At 36.5% G+C, this 24,132-nt stretch carries 20 protein-coding genes and 1 tRNA gene; 9 read left to right on the forward strand and 12 right to left on the reverse strand.

What is annotated here, in order from left to right:
• Positions 1 to 7: 7 nt before the first annotated feature.
• From IGQ45_06385 to IGQ45_06395, 3 genes are read right to left on the reverse strand one after another with little or no spacing between them, the layout of a single operon-like run.
• Positions 8 to 2,101 carry a DUF87 domain-containing protein gene (locus IGQ45_06385; GenBank protein MBF2056842.1) on the reverse strand — a complete coding sequence of 698 codons (2,094 nt, stop codon included), beginning with the start codon at positions 2,099 to 2,101 and terminating at the stop codon, positions 8 to 10.
• Between the two features lie 20 nt (positions 2,102 to 2,121).
• A complete protein-coding gene (locus IGQ45_06390) occupies positions 2,122 to 3,093 on the reverse strand; it encodes a site-specific DNA-methyltransferase (GenBank protein ID MBF2056843.1) in 972 nt (323 codons plus the stop codon).
• 48 nt (positions 3,094 to 3,141) lie between these two features.
• Positions 3,142 to 3,567: a MerR family transcriptional regulator gene (locus IGQ45_06395; protein ID MBF2056844.1), complete on the reverse strand. Its 426-nt coding sequence runs from the start codon at positions 3,565 to 3,567 to the stop codon at positions 3,142 to 3,144.
• Between the two features lie 64 nt (positions 3,568 to 3,631).
• Between IGQ45_06395 and IGQ45_06400 the strand changes: the two genes are divergently transcribed.
• Positions 3,632 to 5,515, forward strand: coding sequence for a hypothetical protein (locus IGQ45_06400; GenBank protein ID MBF2056845.1), 1,884 nt, complete (start codon positions 3,632 to 3,634; stop codon positions 5,513 to 5,515).
• A 96-nt stretch (positions 5,516 to 5,611) separates the two neighbouring features.
• Here the strand turns inward: IGQ45_06400 and IGQ45_06405 are convergent.
• Positions 5,612 to 5,685 (reverse strand) — tRNA-Asp (locus IGQ45_06405).
• Positions 5,686 to 5,841: 156 nt separating this feature from the next.
• Between IGQ45_06405 and IGQ45_06410 the strand changes: the two genes are divergently transcribed.
• The gene (locus IGQ45_06410; protein MBF2056846.1) at positions 5,842 to 7,617 is read left to right on the forward strand and encodes an ABC transporter ATP-binding protein; all 1,776 of its coding nucleotides are present in this window, start codon (positions 5,842 to 5,844) and stop codon (positions 7,615 to 7,617) included.
• 249 nt (positions 7,618 to 7,866) lie between these two features.
• On the opposite strand, the gene IGQ45_06415 is transcribed toward IGQ45_06410, so the two are convergent.
• The 4 genes from IGQ45_06415 to IGQ45_06430 form a co-directional block, all read right to left on the reverse strand.
• The gene (locus tag IGQ45_06415) at positions 7,867 to 8,247 is read right to left on the reverse strand and encodes a hypothetical protein (protein ID MBF2056847.1); all 381 of its coding nucleotides are present in this window, start codon (positions 8,245 to 8,247) and stop codon (positions 7,867 to 7,869) included.
• A gap of 753 nt (positions 8,248 to 9,000) precedes the next feature.
• On the reverse strand, positions 9,001 to 9,480 hold the full coding sequence (locus IGQ45_06420) for a CRR6 family NdhI maturation factor (GenBank protein MBF2056848.1): 480 nt from the start codon (positions 9,478 to 9,480) through the stop codon (positions 9,001 to 9,003).
• Positions 9,481 to 9,592: 112 nt separating this feature from the next.
• The gene (locus IGQ45_06425) at positions 9,593 to 10,513 is read right to left on the reverse strand and encodes a pentapeptide repeat-containing protein (protein ID MBF2056849.1); all 921 of its coding nucleotides are present in this window, start codon (positions 10,511 to 10,513) and stop codon (positions 9,593 to 9,595) included.
• 317 nt (positions 10,514 to 10,830) lie between these two features.
• Positions 10,831 to 11,028 carry a hypothetical protein gene (locus IGQ45_06430; GenBank protein ID MBF2056850.1) on the reverse strand — a complete coding sequence of 66 codons (198 nt, stop codon included), beginning with the start codon at positions 11,026 to 11,028 and terminating at the stop codon, positions 10,831 to 10,833.
• Positions 11,029 to 11,275: 247 nt separating this feature from the next.
• Here IGQ45_06430 and IGQ45_06435 point away from each other — a divergent pair, with 247 nt between their 5' ends.
• From IGQ45_06435 to IGQ45_06450, 4 genes are all read left to right on the forward strand, one after another.
• The gene (locus tag IGQ45_06435; protein MBF2056851.1) at positions 11,276 to 12,676 is read left to right on the forward strand and encodes a UDP-N-acetylmuramate--L-alanine ligase; all 1,401 of its coding nucleotides are present in this window, start codon (positions 11,276 to 11,278) and stop codon (positions 12,674 to 12,676) included.
• Between the two features lie 278 nt (positions 12,677 to 12,954).
• Positions 12,955 to 13,893: a UDP-N-acetylmuramate dehydrogenase gene (gene murB, locus IGQ45_06440; protein MBF2056852.1), complete on the forward strand. Its 939-nt coding sequence runs from the start codon at positions 12,955 to 12,957 to the stop codon at positions 13,891 to 13,893.
• Positions 13,894 to 14,162: 269 nt separating this feature from the next.
• Positions 14,163 to 14,879 carry a Uma2 family endonuclease gene (locus IGQ45_06445; GenBank protein MBF2056853.1) on the forward strand — a complete coding sequence of 239 codons (717 nt, stop codon included), beginning with the start codon at positions 14,163 to 14,165 and terminating at the stop codon, positions 14,877 to 14,879.
• A gap of 26 nt (positions 14,880 to 14,905) precedes the next feature.
• Positions 14,906 to 15,424 (forward strand): M67 family metallopeptidase, encoded by a 519-nt coding sequence (locus IGQ45_06450; protein ID MBF2056854.1) that lies wholly within the window; start codon positions 14,906 to 14,908, stop codon positions 15,422 to 15,424.
• 110 nt (positions 15,425 to 15,534) lie between these two features.
• Here IGQ45_06450 and moaC read toward each other — a convergent pair whose 3' ends face one another.
• Complete coding sequence (moaC, locus tag IGQ45_06455) at positions 15,535 to 16,569, reverse strand: cyclic pyranopterin monophosphate synthase MoaC (GenBank protein ID MBF2056855.1); 1,035 nt, start codon at positions 16,567 to 16,569, stop codon at positions 15,535 to 15,537.
• Positions 16,570 to 16,797: 228 nt separating this feature from the next.
• Between moaC and pheA the strand changes: the two genes are divergently transcribed.
• Positions 16,798 to 17,661: a prephenate dehydratase gene (pheA, locus tag IGQ45_06460; protein ID MBF2056856.1), complete on the forward strand. Its 864-nt coding sequence runs from the start codon at positions 16,798 to 16,800 to the stop codon at positions 17,659 to 17,661.
• A gap of 119 nt (positions 17,662 to 17,780) precedes the next feature.
• On the opposite strand, the gene mrdA is transcribed toward pheA, so the two are convergent.
• Complete coding sequence (gene mrdA / locus IGQ45_06465) at positions 17,781 to 19,583, reverse strand: penicillin-binding protein 2 (protein MBF2056857.1); 1,803 nt, start codon at positions 19,581 to 19,583, stop codon at positions 17,781 to 17,783.
• An 873-nt stretch (positions 19,584 to 20,456) separates the two neighbouring features.
• Entirely contained in the window at positions 20,457 to 21,410 is a 954-nt protein-coding gene (gene cofG, locus IGQ45_06470) for a 7,8-didemethyl-8-hydroxy-5-deazariboflavin synthase subunit CofG (GenBank protein MBF2056858.1), read from the reverse strand.
• Between the two features lie 348 nt (positions 21,411 to 21,758).
• Between cofG and IGQ45_06475 the strand changes: the two genes are divergently transcribed.
• Positions 21,759 to 22,385, forward strand: a complete 627-nt coding sequence (locus IGQ45_06475; protein MBF2056859.1) for a hypothetical protein — start codon at positions 21,759 to 21,761, stop codon at positions 22,383 to 22,385.
• Between the two features lie 15 nt (positions 22,386 to 22,400).
• A complete protein-coding gene (locus IGQ45_06480; GenBank protein ID MBF2056860.1) occupies positions 22,401 to 23,240 on the forward strand; it encodes a hypothetical protein in 840 nt (279 codons plus the stop codon).
• Positions 23,241 to 23,418: 178 nt separating this feature from the next.
• On the opposite strand, the gene IGQ45_06485 is transcribed toward IGQ45_06480, so the two are convergent.
• Positions 23,419 to 23,949, reverse strand: a complete 531-nt coding sequence (locus tag IGQ45_06485) for a DUF2808 domain-containing protein (GenBank protein ID MBF2056861.1) — start codon at positions 23,947 to 23,949, stop codon at positions 23,419 to 23,421.
• Positions 23,950 to 24,132: the final 183 nt, after the last annotated feature.

A 24,132-nucleotide genomic window follows, 5' to 3' on the forward strand; every position in this document is an offset into this window, starting at 1 on the left:
ACTAAATTTAGTTTTCAGGAGGAAAGCGATCAATTTGAACAGGAATAACAAAAGAGTTGCTGTAAGTTTTCATACGAACAAAACCTTTATCTGTATCTTGACTAAAACGAATTAAACTTTCTGTAAAATCGCTAAAATCATAATATTTCCTCAATTCCTTAATTTCATCCTCATTGTTTAAATGAGAAATAAACCAGTTTTGAGTTGCTTTTAGAATATTACTACTAATAGAACTTACTTCTTGAGTAGCATAGATTAAACCAAGATTTAATTTAGCGCCTTCCTTAGCTAATCTATTGTAAATTTGGGATAAATCTTTATCATCTTTTTTAGGAAAAAGGTTATGTGCTTCTTCAAAGTAAAATTGAATAAAATTATTAGGACGGGTATCTACAAACCTTCTAATTGAATCTTGAAAAATTTTACGAGTTATTTTTTCAGTAAATAATTTTTGAATTTTCTCTTCTCCTAACGATAAATCAACTATAACAATTTTACCAGCCCTCAAATGCCATAAAATATCTTGGTCATAAGGAGTTTGTATAGTAGAAGTATGTTGATTCCGAATAGAGGTTAAGACTTTATAGCCATTATGAGAATAAATTTGTTTTCCTGTTTTAGTTTGACCAGTTAACATTGCCAATAAAGCTTTCAGATCATCATCTGCCCATTCTTTTAAATCTTCATCTGATAAATTTTGATTAGATTGTATATCTTCTTGTTGAGTCTTCTTTTTCTTTCCTAATTCTGGTGTATAGACTTTCCAAAAAGTTTCCCACCAAATTGATGCTTGTTCTAAAGAAAGTTCCAGTGTTCCAGTAGGTTTATTATTACCTTGGGGTTCTATTGGACTGTCAAGTTCTTGATTAACTGCTTCTCTAATTTCTTTATTGGAAGTAAACTTAACTTTGAAATTGCTGGGAGATGGAAATCCAGCACGATGAAGACAACAAAGATAAACAGCTATATGACGATCATAACGTTTAGCTTCAGAACTAAATCGCTCATCTTTATAATTATCTGGTTGGTTTAAATTAACAGCGATAAAACTATTAGTAAATCGACGGTTTTCGTTAGCGATATATTCTCTAATAAGTTCAAATCCTTCTTCTATTTCAGAATAAAAATTAACTTTTAGCTGTTTAAAGCCTTCTTTTTCAATTGTTGAATATCTAACTGTTTGTTCTTGATATAAATCAAAAATTGCCGTACCTTGATCTTGAAGATTAGGATTAGCATATTCTCCATTAATATCAAAAATAATTTGTCCAATCGGATACTTAGGATTATTATTTTCTGTTAACGGTTTAAGAACTTCTTCAGAAGTTTCTCTACTTTTATCTAGTTCAAGAGGTGCATTTTCACTCATCTCAACACAAGACTGAATAATTTTTTTAACTGTATTAGATTTTCCAGTTCTCGTCATACCAAAAAGAGCCGTTCTTTTTCCTGCAAAATCAGGAGCTTGAACATATACAGTGACTTCTTCTTCTTGTTGCTGAAAACGGCGACTAGAACTGTAGCGAACTTTTCCAATTTTTATATCTCCAGAACCTCCTGGTGTTCCATTTTCTCTGTAATTAACAATACCCTTTAAAATTTCTGCTGAAGGTTTGATAACTGAGTAATTATGAGCACTATAAAAATTTTCTAAATCAGCACCAAAACGAGTTTTTCCATTGTCATCAATGTAAAAAGAACCTAATATCGAACATTCTAGCCCACTAAAAGAAAACTCATAACGAGTAAAAGTATCTAGCTGAGTTTTTTTAGTTTCTCCCGTTTGAATATCATCTTTGTAGTATTCAACCATGCTACTAACAACCTGTTGATCTGTTGGTAATCTTGTTGGTTGAATAACTCTTAGTAATACTGCTTCACGGTCATTTTTTTTATCAAGTTCATTATCATAATAAGCTAATAAAAAACATCCTTGGGGTATTCCTTTGGCTTTTTGTTTCCAAGCATCAGCTATTAAAATTTCAGCTTTTGTGTAACTGAGTCGGAAAGGACGACCAACAAATATACCTGTTTCCCAGTCATCGGTTGAATTATTGCGTTTAAAAAGATTAATCTTAATTAAGTCATCAGTAATTCCCATTTTTGCAAATCTCCACAATTTTATTTAGATGTTTGTGTTGTTTTTAAAGCAGGATCTTCAAAACGAATTTTTGACTGCTCAACATATTTTTTTTCTGCATCGATCGCTAGCCATTTGCGATCTAATCTAGCAGCTGCATATCCAGTTGTATTACTTCCAGCAAAGGGATCTAAAACCCAATCACCGGGGTCAGTTAAAAACTCGATAAAAAAAGCTGGTAATCCCATTGGCATTCGTGCTGGATGAGGAGTAATGTTTCTTTCTTTACAGGTTTTTGCAAAAAAATCTCTGGAGTTACTATTTGAAAACGAAAAAGCATTTGGTAAACGTACTTTACGATTAGAATCCATTGCTTCCAATTCCATTAGATTATGAGCAATTGAGCCACCACAATCTTTTAAAAAACTTGTTTCGCCAATTTTATGTTCAGAAGGTCTTTTTCCTGAATTATAGTTCCCTGTTTTCAACAGATATTTCATACGATCACTATAAGGACGCAAAACCTTTGAATTATCTGCTTTCGGTTTATCCGTTTTAGCCATCCACCATAGACGAGTATAACTATCAACGGTTCTAATCCGTTCAACCGTTACCCAATTAGCTGGAGACGGTAAGCGAGAAGGGTTATAACAGACAAATTCTTGAATAAGACGCAAATTAGCATCAGGATAAGAAACGAAACTCATTAAAGATTGTAATGGCAACAAAGATTGAACTGGGCGTTGTGATTCCCAACTGTTACCTAATTCAATAACTATAGAACCATCTTCTGTCAACATTTCTGAAAAAAGTGGAGCTAAATCACTAAACCATTGCAAATATTCATTACCAAGCATATTGCCATAGCTTTTTTTACTATTCAATGGAAAAGGAGGAGATGTAAAAATCAACTGTATTTTTCCTTTTAATTTTCCGAAGGATTTACTATTTAGGACGGTTTCCGCTTTTCCAAGGTAATAACGTCCAGTTTTTTTCTTTTGAACAATTGTCACAAAGTTTTAATTTTAAAATATTATCTAACATATCCTATACATTCTATTCTAATAAAGGTAGTATTCTTGAATATTTTGATGAATCTGATCAATCCACAAAGGAACGATCGCCCTGCCCTCCTCAAAAAGTGCGATCGCACTTTCTCGTTCATAAGACAATAAATTAACATTACCATCACTAGCAACCACCATAAAACGCTTTTGAAAACCCTTCTTAGTAAAATCAGGTTCTTTTTGTCTCAAATCATTGAGGATTTTTTGTGCCATCTCCAGATTTAGACCCACAGAAAGGAGATATACCATTACCGATACTTCCACCAACTCTACAAAAGAATAATAAATCGTCTTTCCTGTACCCGAAGCATTAATAAAAGGCACGACAACCTCCTTATCCCTCCAATACTGCAATTGTCGGAGGGAACACCCCGTAATCCTTGATATATCTTTGCTACTAAAAAATACTTCCTGTTTCATAGCAACAATTATAAAATGATTTGTTTTTATACAAATATGTTTTATTAAACAGCAATGTTAAATTATGAGTCAAATTACTATTCAATGTCGTTTGGTTGCTTCTACTGATACCCGCCAATTTCTCTGGATGTTGATGAGTCAAAAAAACACCCCTTTAATTAACGAAATCCTCATGAAGATAGCAGAACATCCTGATTTTTCCGTTTGGAAAGAGACGGGGAAGCTACCAAAAAATTTTCTAGCACAACAAATTGCCAAACTCAAAAAAGATCCTCGTTTTCAAGGGCAACCATCTCGTTTCTATGCCTCTGTTTATAAAATGATTGACTATGTTTATAAGTCTTGGTTCAAAATACGAGGTAAAAATAAATTGAGACTTCAGGGCAATACTCGTTGGTTAGAGATGTTAAAGCCAGATAGCGAAATTCTCCAATATTTTGATGATTCATTGGAAAAGTTACAAAATCAAGCCAGAAAAATTCTTGATGAGATTGATAGTAACCTGACTCAAAAGCGTATTATTGATCATTTATTTCAGAAATATGAGCAAGTAAAAGACCCTAATATTCAGGGTGCGATCGTTTATCTAATTAAAAATGGTGCTAGTATCCCAGAGAATAAAGTAGAAACCGAAAAGAAATACGAGAAACTCAAAAGAAAAGCAGAGATTCAAGTTAATAAATTAAAAAAACAAGTAGAAATTTCTGTTCCTAGTGGCAGAGAATTAGATGATCAAAAGTGGTTAGACACTCTCATTCTTGCTTCTACTACTATGCCACTTAATCAAACTCAGTGCGATCAGTGGTTTTCTGTCCTTAAACAAAATCCTCCTTCTGTTCCCTATCCCATTATTTATCAAACTAATGAGGATTTAAGATGGAGCATAAACGAGAAAAATCGTCTATGTGTCCAATTTAGTGGTTTGGGGGGTCATATTTTCAAAATCTATTGTGATTCTCGTCAACTTAGTTATTTTAGACGTTTCTACGAAGATCAAGAGTTAAAGAAAAGTAACAAAGATAAGTTTTCTAGTGGATTATTTACTTTAAGATCTATTCTAATTCTATGGAAAGAAGATAAGACGAGTAAAAGTAAAGATGAGCCGTGGCACACAAATAGGTTATATCTTCACTGTACCCTAGAAACCGATTGTTGGACTACCGAAGGAACACAGATAATAGCCCACAAAAAGCAAGAAGAAACCCTTAAAATCATTAATGGAATGAAGAAAAAAGATGATTTAACAGACACGCAAAAATCCTTTCTTAAACGTAAACAGAGCACCGTAAATCTACTCAATAATATTTATCCTCGCCCTAGCAAACCTATTTATCAAGGTAATCCAGACCTCTATTTGGGAGTAGCTATGGGTTTACAAGATCCTGTTACCATTGCTTTAGTGGATGTTAGTCAAGAAAAAGTTATCCTATATCGCAACATCAAACAATTATTAGGTGATAACTATCATCTACTTAGGAGGAGAAGGAATGAAAAACAGAAATTGAGCCACCAAAATCATAAGGCAAAGAAAAAGGCTAATTTCAAACAAAAAGGGGAATCTAATTTGGGGGAATATATTGACTGCCTTATTGCTAAATCTATTCTCGAAATAGCTCAAGAATATAAAGTTTCAACAATTGTCATTCCTCGATTTAGCCAGATGAGGTCAATTACTGAAGCAGAAATACAAGTAAGAGCAGAGGAGCGAATACCTGAGTATAAGGAAGGGCAAAAAAAATATGCCAAAGATTACCGTGTACAAGTCCATCAGTGGAGCTATGGTCGATTGATTAATGACATTAAGGCTAATTCCGCCAAGGTAGGTATTGTCGTAGAAGAGGGCAAACAGCTTAAAGAGGGAACATTTACTGATAAAGCAGTACAGTTAGCTTTAAGTCTCCAACAGAATATTACTGAAGGTAAAATTCCCCGAAACACAAAATCTTGAGCTAAAATGAATCAAATCGTGCCGTAAATCAAGTTGTTATCGACCTCTGTTAATTTGTTAATGTACAACTTTGTAAAGAACGTCACTAGCAAAATACGGGACTGACGGGACTCGAACCCGCGACACCCTGCGTGACAGGCAGGTACTCTAACCAGCTGAGCTACAGTCCCATTTGATTAACATTATCTATGTTAACAAATTGCCTATAAATTTGTCAAGGTTAATTGTTGGTTATTTTTATTACTGCAATCGTAATTAGGTATAGACTATAATCACCCTCATAGAGATATTTCCCCATAGACAGGAGTTGAAAGCAAAAAAATTTGATGAATATACTAGACGTAAAAAACTTAGAAATCACCTTTTTTGACGAAGACAACCAAGCCGAAACAGCTGTAAAACAGATTAATTTTAGCGTGGAAGCTGGTGAAACCCTTGGTATTGTAGGAGAATCTGGCTCTGGAAAATCCATCAGCGCCCTCGCCATCATGGGATTACTTCCCACTAACGGCAAAATAACTGCCGGAGAAATACTGTTTCAAGAAAAATCAGAAAACCAACCTATAAACCTAATCAACTTAACGGAAGAAGAAAAAAGACAATATCGAGGGGGCAAAATTGCTATGATATTTCAAGAACCCATGACTTCCCTCAATCCTTTGTACAGTATAGGTTTTCAACTAACTGAAGCCATCAGACAACATCAAAATATTAGTCCATCTCAAGTTCGAAGACAAGCCATCAATTTATTACAGGAAGTACAACTTCTACCTGATGATAGCGCCCTCAGCGCCCTCCACCCCCACAAGGACGAAAAAACGCAACAAGAATATATTAACCAACAGAAAAGGGCAATTTTACAACGCTATCCCCACCAAATGAGCGGAGGGCAACTGCAAAGAGTTATGATAGCCATGGCAATTTCTTGTAATCCTAGCCTATTAATTGCCGATGAACCAACCACCGCCCTCGATGTCACCATTCAAGCCACGATTTTGCAACTCTTGCGAGAATTATCCCAAAAACGCCATATGTCGGTCATTTTTATTACCCATGATTTAGCCGTAGTCGCCAATATCGCTGATGAGTTAGTAGTTATGTATCAAGGAAAAATCATGGAAAGGGGAAGGGCGCTATCTCTCCTGACTAACCCTCAACACCCTTATACAAAAGGCTTATTAGCCTGTCGCCCCCGTTTAGAAGAAACCAGAGAGTATTTACCCACCGTTGCCTGTTTGATGGCAAATGATGGCGACATCCCCCCCGTGGAGTTACCACCCAAACAAATCAAACTCAATCAACCTTTGCTTACTGTAGAAAATCTCCAAGTTGGTTTTCGCAAACAAGGCTTATTCTCAAAGAAAAACCAAAACTATTTCTGGGCAGTAAAAGATATAAGTTTTCAAATCTTTGCTGGAGAAACCCTCGGTGTCGTAGGGGAATCTGGTTGCGGAAAATCTACCCTCGCCAAAGCAATTTTACAACTAATTAAACCTTACTCTGGCAAAATCCAGTTTTTAGGAGAAGATTTAACTCAATTAAAAGCCCATCAAGCTAAACTACGGGGAGTGCGCCGGCAAATGCAAATTGTCTTCCAAAACCCTTATAATTCTCTCAATCCCCGTCTTAGCATTGGCAATGCTATCCTTGAGCCAATGATAATTCATAACGCCGGTGGTAATCAACAAAAACGCCGTGAAAGAGTATCTTATTTGTTAGAAAAAGTTGGTTTATCTCCCGACTGGTATCAACGTTATCCCCATGAATTATCGGGAGGGCAACGCCAAAGAGTATGTATCGCAAGGGCTTTGGCTTTAAATCCTCAGTTAATTATTTGTGATGAATCTGTGTCTGCCTTAGATGTGTCTATTCAAGCCCAAGTATTAAACTTATTGAAAGAATTACAACGGGAATTAGGCTTAACCTATATTTTTATTTCCCATGATTTAAGTGTAGTTAAATTTATGGCAGACCGAGTTATGGTCATGAATCAAGGTAAAATCGAAGAAATTGCCACCACTGAACAAATTATCAACTATCCTCAGCGACAATATACTAAAAAATTAATTGCCTCTATTCCCCAATTCCCCGAAGTTGCCTAATATTATTTGAATTTGACCTAAATTTGTAGGTTGGGTTAGCCAAAGCGTAACCCAACAATAGTTTCATTTAATATCAAGTTTGGATAATTAGTTACAAATAGATTATATCTTCGCAATTTACCCACCGTGTAATGAATTACACGGAACCAATAGGTTTACGTTCAATAAATTGAACTAAGATTGTTTTTGATTGATTTGTAAGTGATCAAGCTAACTTAATATAATAAGTCATTACTTGTCAATTTTGTTCTAAATTCCGGGTTTACAAACATTGTAATCCTCATGGGAAACCACAGCTTCAGGTACAACCATACTACCATGATCTCGGCAAATAAGACGATAATTCCTAGTGACAGGAATACTGATAATGAAACGGTCATGTCTTAATCTTTTGCCCCTAAAACAAGTATAACTGGTTTGATTTTGTAATTTGTTAATAATATCTCTAGCTTTTAATACCACATTTTTGGGCAAAGAAGTTAAATCAATGGAATCATAGTAAAATGTCTCCTGCCAAGCATTTTTTTCCTTTCTTCTTTCTTCTTGAAAAGATTGTGTTTGGTCACACCTATGGCATACACTACCATAACCTGAGTGACCGCAGGAAAACTTTTTTTTTCTTCTTGACATGGCTATTTCCTCTTAATTATTAACGACTTTTATTAATTATAAATCAAGTTATTTTTGACATTTATAAATACAGTTTGTTAGCTTTACATTTAAAATTAAATTTATTTTTACAAAGGTTTTCAAAGCTAACTATAGCAATCAGGAATGATTTATGAGAAATTTAAAATAAAGAAGATTATGGCACAATCTACCAGACAAGGGGTTTAAACCCCTTTTTATTAAAATTTAAGTGTTGATAATCTCACAACTCAGATAGGATTGCTATAAAAATAAGTTTTTACAAAAATAAGCAGATTTTTAAACAAAATACTTAGAAAATAAAAATTTTCTTAATCAGGTTTAAATAAATCTAACTGAATTTACAGATAATTTGATATTTAGCGATCACACCAAATAAATCAAATTGAACTAATAAAACTTATAAATGTCTAGGTTTAACATTGATCCCCACATCATTAGAATACTAAAAATGTTCACTAACAGACAATCAATAACTACCATAATGCAAAGAAAATGCAACGATTCTTCACAAAACTTTAAAAGAAATAAGAACTATTTAAGATTACATAGGTGGTGCTGAAAAAGTCTTTTGATGAGGATAGGTATCAGGTTGCAGGTGTAAATTTCAGACGATTATAGAATTTGCTTACAAAATTTAACCGAAAAAATCAATTAAGATATATTTTTTGTCAATTCTTTCACCTAATACCTAACACCTGATACCTGACACCTTTACAGCACCGAAACCTAGCATCATTGTTGAAGTAGAGCAAAAAAACTATCATCGAGATCATAACCAAAAATTTGAGCCAGCGCCCTCAACCGTGCATTACCCGTAATACCTTGAGTTTTGAGCCACTGGTGTAGAAAAAACATTTTCGTCATAATGAAAATATCCAGAGCTTCAGAATTGTACTGAATGCCCTCACTACGGTTAAACTGATGAGGCACAAGCATCGCCACATAACGTGCCAATTCCCCTTCACGCCAATTTAAAAGTAGAGGTAGATAACCATAGCGCACATCCACTGCAATAAACCATAAGCGAATTTCAGGCATTTCTGACCATTCCCTCGGATCAGTTTCTTGTCGGGGATAATCAATGTTAAACTTAATTTTTTGTTCAGCGCCCATCACCCCATTTTCTGCTTGTAATTTGTTAATTACCGATGTAACTGGTGATAAATCTAATTGATCAATATTTTCTTGAGTGATTTTAATAATAATATCCATAGGAGATAATTAATTATGAATTATGAATTATGAATTATGAATTATGAATTATGAATTATGAATTATGAATTAATAATTTCCTTTGCCCCTTGCCCTTTGCCCTTTTAACCAATTATCCATTATTAATAGAGCCATCAGGCATAATAGCGCCCTTCAAATTACAATTAGTTAAAATTGCACCACTGAGATTAGCATTTTGTAAATTAGCCTTGCTTAAATCAGCGCCCGTCAAATCAGCATAAACCAGAGAAACATTAACTAAATTAGCCTCTTTTAAAACAGCATTTTGCAAATTAACATGACTCAAATTAGCCTCAGCTAAATTAGCCTTAATAAAACTAGCTGAAGTTAAATCACTACCATCAAAATCAGCTTGATAAAGATTAGCATGGTCAAAAATTACCCCTTGGGATTTAGTATTAATTAATTGAGTTTTTACTAATTCAGCATAACTAAAATCAGTGGCGTGGTTTTTACTTTTACTACTTAAATCAGCTAAATCTAAATCCGCAGAAGATAAATTGGCATGACTAAAATTAGCATCATTAAGCACTGCTTGAATAAAATTAACATTACTTAAATCAGCATGGTTAAAGTCCGTTCTCAGCAATTTAGAGTAACTCAAATTACTATGAATTAATGTAGTATCTTTAAAAGTTGCTTTGCTAAAGTCCGCTTTTTTCAAATTACTATAACTTAAATCAGCTTTTTGAAAATTAGTGCGGAGGGCGCTGGCCTTTTCCAAATTACTATAAGTCAAGTCACTAGAGAAAAAATTAGCTTTCTCTAAATTTAAACCCTGTAAATTGGCTTTATGCAAATTAGCACGACTTAAATTATTTTTGCTTAAATCCCATTGTGAAGAGCGAAAATGATAGTTACTGAAATCACATTTAACACAATTACCCTTCTTGGTTAATTGAGTAAGATCATTTTTTTCATAAGCATAAACACTACTATTAAAAGAGAAAAAAGTCACGACGAAAAATAATACACTAATAGCAATAGATAAATAGTTATTTTTAGTTAACATTCTGTAATAAAGATTATAAAATTCATTTGTCAATTACTATATCAGTCAAAAGGGCAAAGGTAAAGATAGCTTGAACTAACATTAAATTTACTTACATCTTAATTTTCATTTCCTTAAACTACACTTTAGATTGTCACAAACATTCTCTTTGCGTCTTTGTGCCTTTGCGAGAAACAAAAAACGTGGTTTATTCCTCTAAAATGCACTGTAAAATACAGAGTTTTAAACTTTTTATTATTCGATCAATCTCAGATTTTTTGCCCATAAAAAAACCTGCCGTTATCAGCAGGTTTCACCATGAAAAAAACTTTAACAAATTAGGCTAACTCACGGGAAGTAAACTTTTCAATGGTTGCTTGACTTTCGTAAACAAAATTATGATTTTGATCTTTTGTCTTATTCATACTAGGTAAAAGATTGCGAGACTGTAAGCTCATATGGAGTTGTAAATGAGCGACATAATCACTAACATCCTCTTGAGAAGAATAGTTGGCAGTATTGGAGTTTAAGTTCATTACTTTTATCAACGGTTTGGGCATGATGATCTAACTTTACCAATTTTATTTATGATCGTCAACAAAAGGTTTCTTTACATTAAGCTAGTTTACTTGTGAAAGTAGGCAAAGGACATTCATAATTCATCATTCATAATTCATCATTTCCCAGCGCCCTCCACAAAAACCTTGCTAAATTTGACGTAAATCAGTATATCATTAGGAAGAAATTTAGAATCATTAATAATTGGTGTTGAGGAGAGGCAAAGTGAATACAATAGATTTGAACGGTAAACCATTCCATTTTATCGGTATTGGTGGCATAGGAATGTCTGCTTTGGCTTATATTTTAGCGAAACGAAATATTCCTTTGTCCGGTTCTGATCTAAGGTGTAGTAACATTATTGAACGTTTACAGTCTTTGGGTGCTGAAGTTTTTTTAACCCAAAACGGAGCTAATTTTGATCAATTTGCCCAGCGCCCTTCACCCTTGAATATCCCTCAAATAATTTGCTCCACCGCTATCAATGAGAATAATTTAGAGTATAAAGAAGCAGTAAACCAAGGTTATCCCATTTTCCATCGCTCCGATTTATTATCAGCATTAATCAAAAATTATCATAGTATTGCAGTGGCTGGAACTCACGGCAAAACCACCACCAGCAGTTTAATTGGTTATATGTTACTCCAAGCTGGACTAGACCCCACCGTAATTATTGGCGGTGAAGTTGACTTGTGGGAAGGTAATGCCCGGGTGGGGGATGGTGATTTTTTGGTGGCGGAAGCAGATGAATCTGACGGTAGTTTAGTTAAACATTCTCCTCATATCGGTATCATTACTAACATAGAATTAGATCACCCCGATCATTATGAAACAGTGGAGCAAGTGGTGGCAATTTTCCAGCAATTTGCTTCTCAATGTCAGTGGGTGGTGGCGTGCGCTGATTGCCCTACCATCGCTGAAAATATCAAAGCTGACATAACCTACAGTATCAAAGATAATGATCAAGCCAATTATTTAGGTCGTGAGATCGTTCATACTCCCCATGGATCGAGTGCTGAAGTTTGGGAAAATGGTCAATTATTGGGGACAATCAATCTTTTATTGTCAGGGGATCATAACATTAGTAATGCGTTAAGTGCCGTAGCTGTAGGGCGCAAATTGGGGTTAGATTTTGCAGTAATCGCCGCAAGTATCACCGGTTTTGATGGAGCAAAAAGACGTTTTGAGTATAAAGGGGATTATCACGGTGCCACTTTAATTGATGACTACGCCCATCATCCTAGTGAAATTCGTTGCACGTTACAATCGGCTCAATTTCGAGCGCCCTCCTACCACGCAGAGAGGATAATTGCTATTTTTCAGCCCCACCGTTACAGTCGCACCGCTTCATTTTTAACTGAGTTTGCGCAATGTTTTACGGGCGCTGATGTGGTAATTGTGACAGATATTTACAGCGCTGGGGAAAAAAATGAAACGGGTATTGACGGGCAGAAAGTGGCAGAAACTATTAAAAAATATCATCGTCAGGTAATTTATCACGCTGATTTAACTACTTTAGCTGAATTTTTAGCAAATTTCTTACAAAAAGGCGATTTAGCTCTATTTTTGGGCGCTGGGAATCTTAATCAAATTATTCCTCGACTTCTTGATGAATCTTTGCTATAACTCAGTTAATATCTGACGTTACGCACTGATTCAAATGTTAAGTTAAGGGAGGTTTCAGGTAGCAGATTTCAGGTTTAAAACCTTTTCCTCAATAAACATAAGTTTTTTGTCAATTCTTCAACCTAACACCGCGACACCAACAATTAATTCTATTTTTGCGTAACATCAGTTAATATTTATAAGCTAATCATTTGCCCAAAAATTTAATCTCATTTTGAGATGTTTAAAGTCTTCACTCCCTCACTCACCTTGATTCACCTTTATTCTTTACGATGATCATGATAACTTTAAAATCTCCTGTTTCTGAATCTGCCAAAAATCCTATTTCTCTCAAGGGCGTTGAATGTCAAATTTATCCTGATGTTGCCCTAGCGCCCTTCACCTCTTATCGAGTGGGGGGTGTGGCACAGTGGTATGTCGAACCGAAAACTTGGCAGGATGTCCAAGAAATTTTCGCTTGGGTAGAAAAACAACAAATTCCCTTTACTTGTTTAGGTGCTGGTTCAAATTTACTAATTAGTGATCAAGGTATCGAAGGATTAGTAATCAATACCCGTCACCTCAAGGAATGTCATATCAATGAAGAATCTCAAACGGTGACGGTGGGCGCTGGTTATGCTTTACCCAAATTGGCTTGGGCAGGGGCAAAAAAAGGTTGGCAGGGTTTAGAATGGGCGGTGGGTATCCCCGGCACGGTAGGCGGTGCGGTGGTGATGAATGCGGGGGCGCATCAAGGTTGTATAGCAGATGTCTTGACTAGCGCTTTGGTGGCTTATCCCGACGGCAGAATTGCTGAGGTGACGGGCGCTGATTTGGCTTATTCTTATCGTACTTCTAATTTACAACAGCAGTCGGTGTTAGTTTTACGCGCTAGTTTACAGTTGAAGGGCGCTGGTAGTAGGGAAGAAATGATGTCTCTCACTACCCATAATTTCAAGCACCGTAAACAAACCCAACCCTATGATAAACCTAGCTGTGGTAGTGTATTTCGGAATCCTCAACCCGAAGCCGCCGGGCGCTTGATTGAACAATTAGGCTTAAAAGGTTATCAAATTGGAGGGGCGCAGGTTGCCCATCGTCATGCTAATTTTATCCTCAATGTGGGTAATGCTCAAGCCCAAGATATTCACCATTTAATTAATTATGTGCAGGAAAAGGTTTTAGCTAGTTTTTCTATTTTGTTACATCCAGAAGTTAGGATGCTAGGTGATTTTTAACCACAGGTAAAGGGCAAGGGGCAAAGAGGAAGAAAAAATCTAGAATTGAGAAAATAATTACTTCCATATTCTTAATCCTGGATTCCTCCCATTGTCGATTTGCCTTCGTGACAACATTTTTGAGAAGAACCTGATTAAGCTATCATAACCTTTAATTAACAGCGAAATGAGTATAAACTAATTGATTAAATCAAGAAAATTTAGTTAATAATATGAGGGTAAGATAATTTTGCTAAGATAGATAAAAGTAGTTAATAAAGTCAAAAAAAATGGTTGCACAACTACCACAAACTACCAAAGCAGAAGTTATTTACCCCGACAGTGACGGTAAACCAATGGCAGACAATACCCTTCAATTTCGTTGGATTACCATCATCAAAACTAATCTTGATTGGCTATTTGCTGATAATCCTGATGTATTCGTAGCCGGTGATTTACTTTGGTATCCCGTAGAAGGGGATAATAAACGGCGGTGTGCGCCGGATGTCATGGTAATATTCGGTAGAGAAAAAGGGGAAAGAGGCTCATATCAACAGTGGAAAGAAGGTAATATTGCCCCTCAAGTAGTGTTTGAAATCCTCTCACCGGGTAATACCATGAGAGAAATGTTGAATAAATTGTTGTTTTATCAACAATATGGCGTACAAGAATACTATATATATAATCCAGATAGTAATGACTTAACAGGTTTTCAGCGCCATAATGATATTTTAGCCATGATAGAGGAAATTGATAATTGGACAAGTCCTCTTTTGGGTATTCGTTTTGAGTTAAATCAACCAGAATTAAAGATTTATCATCCTAATGGTGACTATTTTTCTAGTTTTAATGAAGAAAAGCAAAAAGCATCAATAGAAAAACTCAAAGCAGAAAAAGCCTTAGCTGATAAGGAAAAAGCAGAAGCTGATAAAGAAAAAGAGAAAGCAAGGGCGGATAAATTAGAAGCTAAACTAAGAGAATTAGGGATTAATTTCGATGAAATATAGCGCCCTCCACCCCAATCAAATCAATTATGTTAATAATAAAACCAGCGCACTTCACCGTTATTAAAGAAGAAGCAATTAAAAATTATCCCCTCGAATGTTGTGGGTTATTGGTAGGAAAAAGAGAGAGTGAAAAAAGAATTATTGAGGAAGTAATACCAACTATTAATGATTGGGAAAATCAACGGCAAAATTTCACAGAAATTATGAATAAAGCTGATTTAGGTAGTCGAGAAAATTTTAGTATTGCACCGCAAATTATTTTCCAAACTCAAAAAAAAGCGCGAGAAAATAATCTCGATATTATCGGTATTTATCACTCTCACCCTGATCATTCTTGTCACCCTTCCGCATTTGATGAAGCCTTAGCATGGGTTAATTATTCTTATATTATCGTCTCTGTGAGGTCGGGCGCTGTTCATAATTGGCAAAGTTGGTACTTAAATTCTGACGGTAAATTGATTCAAGAAAACACCTTTAGTCAAAAGGGCAAAGGGCAAGGGGCAAAGGGCAAAGGTAAACTTAAAGATAGCTTAGACTACCATTAAATTTGCTCACGTCTGAAAAGACAGGATTTTAAACCCTTGATAATTCGATAATTCATAATTAATTTTTCACCTACCTATTAATTCATAATTCATAATTCATAATTCATAATTCATAATTCATAATTCATCACTTGTTGATATTCTTCTGGAGTATTAATATTGGCAATGTCTGAAGGGCGCTGGGGGGAAATTAACTGACAATTACCCATCTGTAACACTTTGACGGGGCAATAAATTTGAGCCTTTTCTGCCCTAGTAAATAAATCCAGCGCCCGTGGCGTATAAATACCGCATAATGCTTCAGGAAAGCCTTTTTCCGTATTTTTATAGCAAGTCGCCACCACATCTTGACGGTGATGATTAACTAAATTAGCGATGATGTCAGGTTGCAGATAAGCTAAATCACAGGCAACAATTAACCAATTAACGTGAGGATTACTACGCAAAGCCGTGATAATGCCCGAAAAAGGTCCATGACTTTCTCCCTCATCAACTAAAGTAGGGAAAGAAGCCAAATTACTATTCTGCCATTGTTGTTGGCGCGCGGAAATAAATACCTTTTCGCAAAAATTACCCAAAAGATGATACAAAAACTCCCCATGGGGTTGATTGTGGTAGTCAATTAAGGCTTTATCCCGTTGCATCCTCTGACTTTTTCCCCCAGTCAACACTAAACCGTGAAGGGGGAGGGCGCTTTTTCCGCCCATTTTACTTAACAGTTGCGTATTTTTAATCACGATATTCGAGGATACCGACTTACACATATCATAAATGGTCAGCGCCGCCACCGACACCCCACATAGCGCCTCCATTTCTACCCCGGTTTTGTAAGTAGTTTTTACCTCACATTCAATGGTGACGCAAAGTTTTTCATCAATATTGATGGTGAATTTACAAGATTGCAGGGGTAAAGAGTGACAAAATGGGATTAAATCCGCAGTTTTTTTCACCGCCATTGTACCAGCAATAATCGCTGTTTGTATCACTGGACCTTTTTTGAGGATTAAGTCTTCCCCCTGTAGATAAGGTTTCATTTCTACGGGTAATTGTACCTCGCCACGGGCGCTGGCTTGGCGATAAGTATTATCTTTATGGGAAATATCAACCATATTAGGTTGATTATTTGGATCAAGATGAGTCAACATTGATGTAATATTAAGCTAGTTTGTATTAGGCTTTTAAAAAAAAATAGCATTTTTTCATCGTATTTCGAGCCTCTAACCCGATTACTAGAAATGAAATTAATGTAAAAGGGCAAAGGGCAACGGTAAATTTAAAGATAGCTTCGACTACCATTAAATTTACTCACGTTTTTACATTGACAATGAAATACCTAATTAATTTTGCTTACCCACTATACAAATTTTATCTTAATGATTAAGTCTATCGCTCATTTAGGACCTATTGGCACATATTCCGAATTAGCAACCCTTATTTACGCCGAAAAATTAACCAATACCACTGGGGTAGAAACTAAATTAATCCCTTATCCTAATATCGCTCAAACCTTACAATCCGTAGCGAAAGGAGAAACAGATGTGGCAGTTGTGCCAGTAGAAAATTCTATCCATGGCATTGTCGCCATTACCCTAGATACTCTCTGGGAATTGGATGGTTTACAAATCCAACTGGGCTTAACTTTACCTGTCATACATAATTTTTTGACGAGAGGAAATACCTTAGAAGGAATTAAAACAGTTTATTCTCATCCCCAAGCCTTGGCGCAGTGTCAAAAATGGCTTGATTCTCACCTTCCCCAAGCGCACCTCATCGCTACCGAATCCACTACGGAAGCCTTACACCATCTTAATCAAGAACCGACGGCGGGCGCTATTGCTTCTGAAAGGGCGGCGCAGTTGTATAATGTACCCATTAAAGTTGCCAATATTAATGACTATCCTGATAATTGTACTCGTTTTTGGGTAATTAGTCGAGAAAAAAATCACCATGGCAACCATATTTCTCTCGGTTTTTCCTTCCCGCAAAATCAACCGGGGGTATTAGTTAAACCCTTAAAAATTTTTGCAGAACAAGAGATAAATTTAACGAGAATTGAATCACGCCCCACAAAAAGATTATTAGGTGAATATTTGTTTTTCCTCGATTTAGAAGGTGATACCACCCAAAAGGATATTAAAATCGCTTTAGATCAACTGTCTAGTTTAACTAAAACGTTAAAAGTTTTTGGTAATTATGACGTATTAAAAATTGATAATTGCTCAAAAGGGCAAAGTTAAAAGGGCAAAGGGCAAAGGTTTAAAAAGGGTAAAGTAAAAAGGGCAAAGGAAGTTATTATTTCATAATTCATAATTCATAATTCATAATTCATAATTCATAATTCATAATTCATCAACTCCTACTTAAAATGAGCTTGTAAAACTTGTTGAACGATAGGTCCTGCCACCTTACCGCCACCACCGCCAGAATGCTCCACAAATGCCACCACAACGATAGAAGGATTGTCGTAGGGCGCATAAGCCCCAAACCAAGCGTGGGACTTGCCGGGGGGTGCTTCCGCTGTACCACTTTTTCCAGCCACAGCGATATTAGGTAAACTAGCGCCCCTCCCCGTGCCACTGGTGATGACTGCCCTTAACCCTTGTCTAAGGGTGTTGAGGGTTTCAGGTTTGAGGTTTAGAGATACATTTTTGACTTTATCAGGGTCAAGGTGAAAATGAGGCTTAACACGATAGCCACCGTTAGCTGGTACAGCAAACATCATGGCTACCTGTAGAGGGGTAGCGAGGGTAAAACCTTGCCCGATAGACATATTAATGGTATCTCCTTGAGTCCATTCCCAGTTAAATCGTTGTTGTTTCCAATGCTCATCAGCAATCAATCCCCCACTTTCCTCTTTTAATTCGATGCCCGTTTTACTACCGAAACCGAATTTACGAGACCAAGCAATGAGATTTTCACCGCCCACACCGCGCCCAATTTGACCGTAAAAAGTGTTACTACTCCAAGCCATAGAACGAATATAATTCATCGGACCAAAACCGGCACGATTCCACTCGCCCAGCGCCATCCCCCCCACGCGCAAATAAGCATAGGTAGGTAATACCGTATTGGGGGGAAATTTACCTGTTTCCATTCCAGCCGTAGCGGTGACGATTTTAAAGGTAGAAGCAGGGGGAAAACCGTTGACAGCACGATTAATAAAGGGATTGCCTTCCCCTTGAATTTCCTGCCACATTTCATTGGTAATAGCGCCCGTAAAAATATTAGGATCAAAACGGGGATAACTAACCATCGCTAAAACCTCACCATTACGAGGATCGAGGGCAACTACAGCGCCCTTCCTCTTACCCAATGCGCTTTCTGCCACTTTTTGCAACTCTAAATCAAGGGTGAGAGTAATATCATCCCCCGAAGCAGAGGGTTTTTGTCCTAAACGGCGCACCACCCTACCAGCGCCATCCACTTCTAGCATCATTCCTCCCCATTCTCCCCGTAATTCTTGTTCTAATCCGGCTTCTACTCCCATTTTACCGATTACATCTCCCAAGCGATAACCTTGTTTTTTTAACTCGGCGTATTCTTCGGCGTTGATTTCTCTGGTGTAACCTAAAACGTGGGAAGCGGTTTTGCCTTGAGGATATACCCTCACCGTGTCGATGTCGATTTCTACTTCTTGGAATAAATTGCGGTTTTCTTCAATGGCGGTAATTTGTGCTGGAGTTAAATTACGGGCAATTCTAATTAAAGTGGGGGAATCATAATCTTCTTTCTCCACTTGGGCTTTTAACTCTGCTACCGGTTGCCCTAAAATGTCGGCGAGGAGGGCGCTGATTTCTTGCCAATTTTCCTGTTTTTGCGCCCTCGGTAATATATAAGCGGAATGGGATAAACGAGTTGCCCCCAATACTTTGCCATGACGATCAAATAAACTACCTCTGACGGGCGCTCGGGGAGTAACACGGGTACGATTATTTTCTGCTTTTTGGGTATATATATCCCTTTGAATTATCTGCAAATAAGCTAATCGTGAGCCAATGGCACCAAACAAAAATAGCGTAATGACGATTAAGATAAATAGAGGCTGACCTTTTTGCCCTACAGTCAAAAGTTTTTGCTCTTTTTCGCGCGCTGGAGTGGAAGGCTGAGTTAAGGGTTTTTTACTAAAATTATTTTTACGCCGAAAATTGCTTAATTGCATGATATTTTCAAAAGACTAATTCATATCTAGCTGTTATTTTACCCACATTTTAACTAAGGCAAAGAGTAATTGATAACATTAAGACATTATCTGGCAAGACTACACTGAAAAACCTTGTGTTATTCCAAATTAGTGGAAACGTTAAGATATTCACTATCTAAAATTCCAAGATGTACCAACTGCTTTTCGCTGGAGAAAAGATGTATTTTAAGTCTTTTCATACCTAAAACCAGCAACCCCTTTTTTTATATATCCCTCTTTTATCACTTTCCGATAGAGTTGCTTTAGTGGTAATAGTTTCCGGCATTTTTTTAATCTGATAAATTTGATTACTTAAAAAGTCTTGAAATATTTTGCTAATCAAGGTTATGTGATCCAATAATGGTAAAAGTTTTCGGAGAATGACAAAAGAGGGATATATGTTTTCCTAAAAACTAGAGTCATTAAACGATGACAAATAAATTTGGCAAATAATGTACTTTTTGTTACAATAAATGTAAAGAAATCTTACAAAGAAGACTTGGATAATCTCTGCGAAGGTTTCCTCAAGATTATACGACAACAAATACTTTGCCGACATCATTTAGATGTCGGTTTTTTGATCAAATAATCCAGGGTTGAAAATTCTATCCAGCGCTTTTCACTTCCTTAAACTTGTCACAAGGATTTTCGTTCCGCCTTTGCGAGAAACAAAAAACTTGGTTTATATCAATTTCGCTTAATCATGAAAAATTATACCTTAGCTGTTTCCCCCCTTTTTTTTAAATGCAGTTAAGATACAAGATTAGATACACTACATGAGGATAGTAAAACCCCACAATTGTCAACTAACAATTTGCGTTGACAACACAACTTTTTCATTTTCAGTACACCCTACATAGTTAACTTTGCCCTTTTATAGCATTTTTGCAGTAAATCATTTACCCACGAGTAATAATGGGGATAAACGGGAAGTCGCTGCTGTAATTGCCAGTCATAATGGGCTAAAAATTCTTGTAAATTCAATAAATTATCATGGTGATAGTCAGGGTTAACTTCATCTTTTGGCACGATACCGCCTAAATCTCGGCATCCTAATGCTAAACATTCCAGTAATAGTTGACGATCTTTCACTAGATTCGGTGGCACTTGAATGGTAATATCATCGGGTAATATTTCTCTGGCAATAGCAACGGTTGCTAACATTTCTTTGGCATTAAAGTTTTCTGCCAATAGTTCTTCTTTAGCGCCCACAGAATAGGGTTGTAATATCACTTCTTGAATATGTCGCCATTGGGAATGAATTTCTGCGATAGCTTTGAGGCTTTCGATTCTGTCTTGTTTGTTTTCACCGATGCCTAAAAGGATTCCCGTGGTAAAGGGAATTTTGAGTTTTCCTGCCCAAATTAATTGTTGTAGTCTTATTTCTGGATGTTTACTCGGCGCGCGCCGATGTACTGTATCAAGTAGTTTTGGGCTTAATTGTTCTAACATCAAACCCATGGAAACGTTAACTTCTTTAAATTTTGCCATTTCCTGAAAAGATAAAGGTCCTACATTGCTATGAGGAAAAAAACCTTGATTAACGGCGAGGTGCGCCAGATTGTAGATGTGATTAAACCATAATTTACGGCGACTAGATTGAGGATGCACTTCACCACTGAGAATTAAAATTTCGGTAATCTCTTGAGTTTTGAGGTTTTTAAGTATTTTTTCAGCTTCAGTTAACTGTAACCATTGATTTTTTAGCGGATCAGTGCGAAAATTACAGTAACTGCAACGATTAAAACATTCGTAAGTCGGTACAAGAGTGTAAGCTGGGCTGTAGGTAATAATTTGCTTTGTCATGATGGCTTTTGCCACTACTTTTAAATATGTCTGTTGCTTTTTTGAATTGTCAATTTAGCACATTAACTCAGTAAGAATTACTTATTTTTTTGATGACGTAATGATTGATTATCAGTAATCCTAACATTAATCTAGCCTACTTGAAAATTAGCTTGATACTCTTGACTTTATTTTCCGCAATAATTAATCTCTACTGAAGAAAATTAAGCTAAAATCAAAACAGGAAAATTAAGGAACAATTCTCAAAGAAAAGCAGTCTAAAAATAGTGTAATTATAACACTAAAAATAGTTGTAATTAGTTAATTTTTATTAAATTTATATATTTATAGACAGACGGGAGAATTTCTATGTTTAAAAATCTTATTTCTATTACCTTACTTTCAACATTAAGCCTAAGCAGTTTCATCTTCGCTCCCTCCGCACAAGGGGAGACGAAAAATAACTATCGCTGTATCATGAAACAAGGCTCACCCACCACGGTAGTAGATACCCGTAGAGGTAGAATTGATCTAATTGTCTGGAAAAGTAGTATTTTTCAGGGGTGGACTCCTTTAGAAAGATGTCAGGCTATTAGTAGTCGTTTTCAGAATTTTTCCGACCAAGGTAAATTACGATATGTAACCAATGGTAAATTAGAAGGTCAACCAGTGATTTGTGTGGCTGAAAATATACCGGGAAGAGGTTTAAGTTGTGAGAAAAATGGTCTATTACTGACTCTACAGCCCAGTGATAACCCTCAAAAAGTGATGGAGGAACTTTTTGACCTAAGCGCCCGTGTTCGTGGCGGTTCACCCCTCGTGAGAACAGGAGCGAATCAAGTGGTTTTAAATATCAATGATTTATTAGCGGAAGCTGTGATAAATTCCGACGAAATTGGGCAGAATGAAAGTGAGATTCTTCCCACTCAACCATTAGAAACAGCACCTTCACAACTCCCTATAAATGACGCTCCCACGACAAATCCATCTAAGTAATCACATCTGAATATCATGAAAAACAAACTATTTGCCTTAACCCTTGTTTCTACTTTCGGCATCAGCAATACTTTTAACATTCCTACCGTGGAAGCCCAAACTAGAAATGTCTATCGTTGTGTCATGAAAAATGGCTCACCCACCACCGTCGTTGATACCAAAAGGGGCAGAATTGATTTAATTGTCTGGAAAAGTAATCTTTTTTCTGGCTGGTCTCCCCTCAAACGTTGTCAAGCCATTACCAGTAGATTTCAGGAATTTTCCGACCAAGGAGCGCTACGTTACGTCACCACAGGTAATATAAATAATCAACCTGCCATTTGTGTAGCCCAAAATATACCGGGTCGTGGCATCAGTTGTCGTCGGAATGGGCTATTAATCACCCTACAACCCAATGATAATCCCCAAAAGGTCATGAATGATCTTTTTGACCTCAGCGCCCGTGTTCGTGGCGGTTCACCCGTTACCAGATCAGCAGAAGGTCAGAGCATTTTAGCCATCGATAAATTCTTAGAAGAAGTGGACGTGAGTGAGGAAATTCCTCCCGATAATTTAGAGGGCATGGGAAATAACCCGACAGAAAATCCAGCGCCCGTCCCCCCTCAATCATCCACCCCGAATAATAGCGTTATTACGAATAACAATTCAGCACCTCAAAATACCTCCTCTAACGTCACAGTGATCGAAGAGCCATCCTCATCACAACTTCCTACCGTAGAACAGAGTTCCATTAGTAATCCTATAGCAGATGGTTTACTTTTAACCCTTGAACCCAAAGATAACCCTCAAATGCAACAAATGTTTTCCTACCAGCGCGCTTCAACCCAACAAGTTGCTGTGGTCAGACAGAAGTAGCGGAAACTATGTGATTAACATGAATGAGTTTATCAATAACGCTCCTGTTATCAAACCCTAGAGATTATTAAGTTATTGTGCAACGTTAATTGTATATAGGTAAGGGGTAGCAAAGGGCTTAAGCCCCTTACATTCCTATATTGTCATAGTTTTGAGTAAAATAATTATTCACCAGCTTCTAATTAATACTCAAAATCCAAGTACCAAGACTTAGACGGAGGGGAATTTGTCCCGCCGTCATCATTTGTCCTTGTAGGTAAAATGTCCCACTGCTAGGATTATAAACATTGGACATGACGATTTCGATATTACGACTTTCTAACAAAGGTTGTTCGAGATTAATTTCAATTACTCTGCTTTCTTGATCCCAAATGACTTCTCTCAGGGGTAAAGGTTTATTATTAAGACGTACTTGGATTTCATCTGTATCAAATTTACCATCGAAATAATCAGGGTAAACCACATAAAGTTTGGAAACTCCTTCCGTTAACTTATTGCCGGGAATCCTTAAACGGTAACGATCCCAGCTTTTTGATCTTCCGCCAAAATCTAAATAATAATTAAGGATATTTTCTCGATCTACTCCGCCAAAAAGAGTTACGCCAGAGTTACTTTGTGCTAAGGCAATAAAAGGCATTGTGCCGATAATAGCGCCCGTCACCGCTACAATAGATAAGATTTTTTTACTATTTTTTAACCAAGAAATCATAAAATTTACCAATAAAATTTAATTAACCTATACTTTAACAAACTGTTCACCCTGACGACATTAACGCCATAAAATGTTCCCTTTTTATCTTGAAATGTGAGTGAAAGACCCCCGTTGAATTTCTCAACAAAAAAATACCCACTGAAATCAACGGGGGATGTAAACGAACCAACAAAAAAATCG

Source organism: Cyanobacterium sp. T60_A2020_053 (assembly GCA_015272165.1).
Taxonomy (GTDB): domain Bacteria; phylum Cyanobacteriota; class Cyanobacteriia; order Cyanobacteriales; family Cyanobacteriaceae; genus Cyanobacterium.

Excerpts from the sequence above, each read along its gene's own strand:
- IGQ45_06385 (MBF2056842.1), bottom strand. The coding sequence starts at position 2,101 with ATGGGAATTACTGATGACTTAATTAAGATTAATCTTTTTAAACGCAAT.
- IGQ45_06395 (MBF2056844.1), bottom strand. The coding sequence starts at position 3,567 with ATGAAACAGGAAGTATTTTTTAGTAGCAAAGATATATCAAGGATTACG.
- IGQ45_06400 (MBF2056845.1), top strand. The coding sequence starts at position 3,632 with ATGAGTCAAATTACTATTCAATGTCGTTTGGTTGCTTCTACTGATACC.
- IGQ45_06410 (MBF2056846.1), top strand. The coding sequence starts at position 5,842 with ATGAATATACTAGACGTAAAAAACTTAGAAATCACCTTTTTTGACGAA.
- IGQ45_06415 (MBF2056847.1), bottom strand. The coding sequence starts at position 8,247 with ATGTCAAGAAGAAAAAAAAAGTTTTCCTGCGGTCACTCAGGTTATGGT.
- IGQ45_06420 (MBF2056848.1), bottom strand. The coding sequence starts at position 9,480 with ATGGATATTATTATTAAAATCACTCAAGAAAATATTGATCAATTAGAT.
- IGQ45_06425 (MBF2056849.1), bottom strand. The coding sequence starts at position 10,513 with ATGTTAACTAAAAATAACTATTTATCTATTGCTATTAGTGTATTATTT.
- IGQ45_06430 (MBF2056850.1), bottom strand. The coding sequence starts at position 11,028 with ATGAACTTAAACTCCAATACTGCCAACTATTCTTCTCAAGAGGATGTT.
- murB (MBF2056852.1), top strand. The coding sequence starts at position 12,955 with ATGATAACTTTAAAATCTCCTGTTTCTGAATCTGCCAAAAATCCTATT.
- IGQ45_06445 (MBF2056853.1), top strand. The coding sequence starts at position 14,163 with ATGGTTGCACAACTACCACAAACTACCAAAGCAGAAGTTATTTACCCC.
- IGQ45_06450 (MBF2056854.1), top strand. The coding sequence starts at position 14,906 with ATGTTAATAATAAAACCAGCGCACTTCACCGTTATTAAAGAAGAAGCA.
- moaC (MBF2056855.1), bottom strand. The coding sequence starts at position 16,569 with ATGTTGACTCATCTTGATCCAAATAATCAACCTAATATGGTTGATATT.
- pheA (MBF2056856.1), top strand. The coding sequence starts at position 16,798 with ATGATTAAGTCTATCGCTCATTTAGGACCTATTGGCACATATTCCGAA.
- mrdA (MBF2056857.1), bottom strand. The coding sequence starts at position 19,583 with ATGCAATTAAGCAATTTTCGGCGTAAAAATAATTTTAGTAAAAAACCC.
- cofG (MBF2056858.1), bottom strand. The coding sequence starts at position 21,410 with ATGACAAAGCAAATTATTACCTACAGCCCAGCTTACACTCTTGTACCG.
- IGQ45_06475 (MBF2056859.1), top strand. The coding sequence starts at position 21,759 with ATGTTTAAAAATCTTATTTCTATTACCTTACTTTCAACATTAAGCCTA.
- IGQ45_06480 (MBF2056860.1), top strand. The coding sequence starts at position 22,401 with ATGAAAAACAAACTATTTGCCTTAACCCTTGTTTCTACTTTCGGCATC.
- IGQ45_06485 (MBF2056861.1), bottom strand. The coding sequence starts at position 23,949 with ATGATTTCTTGGTTAAAAAATAGTAAAAAAATCTTATCTATTGTAGCG.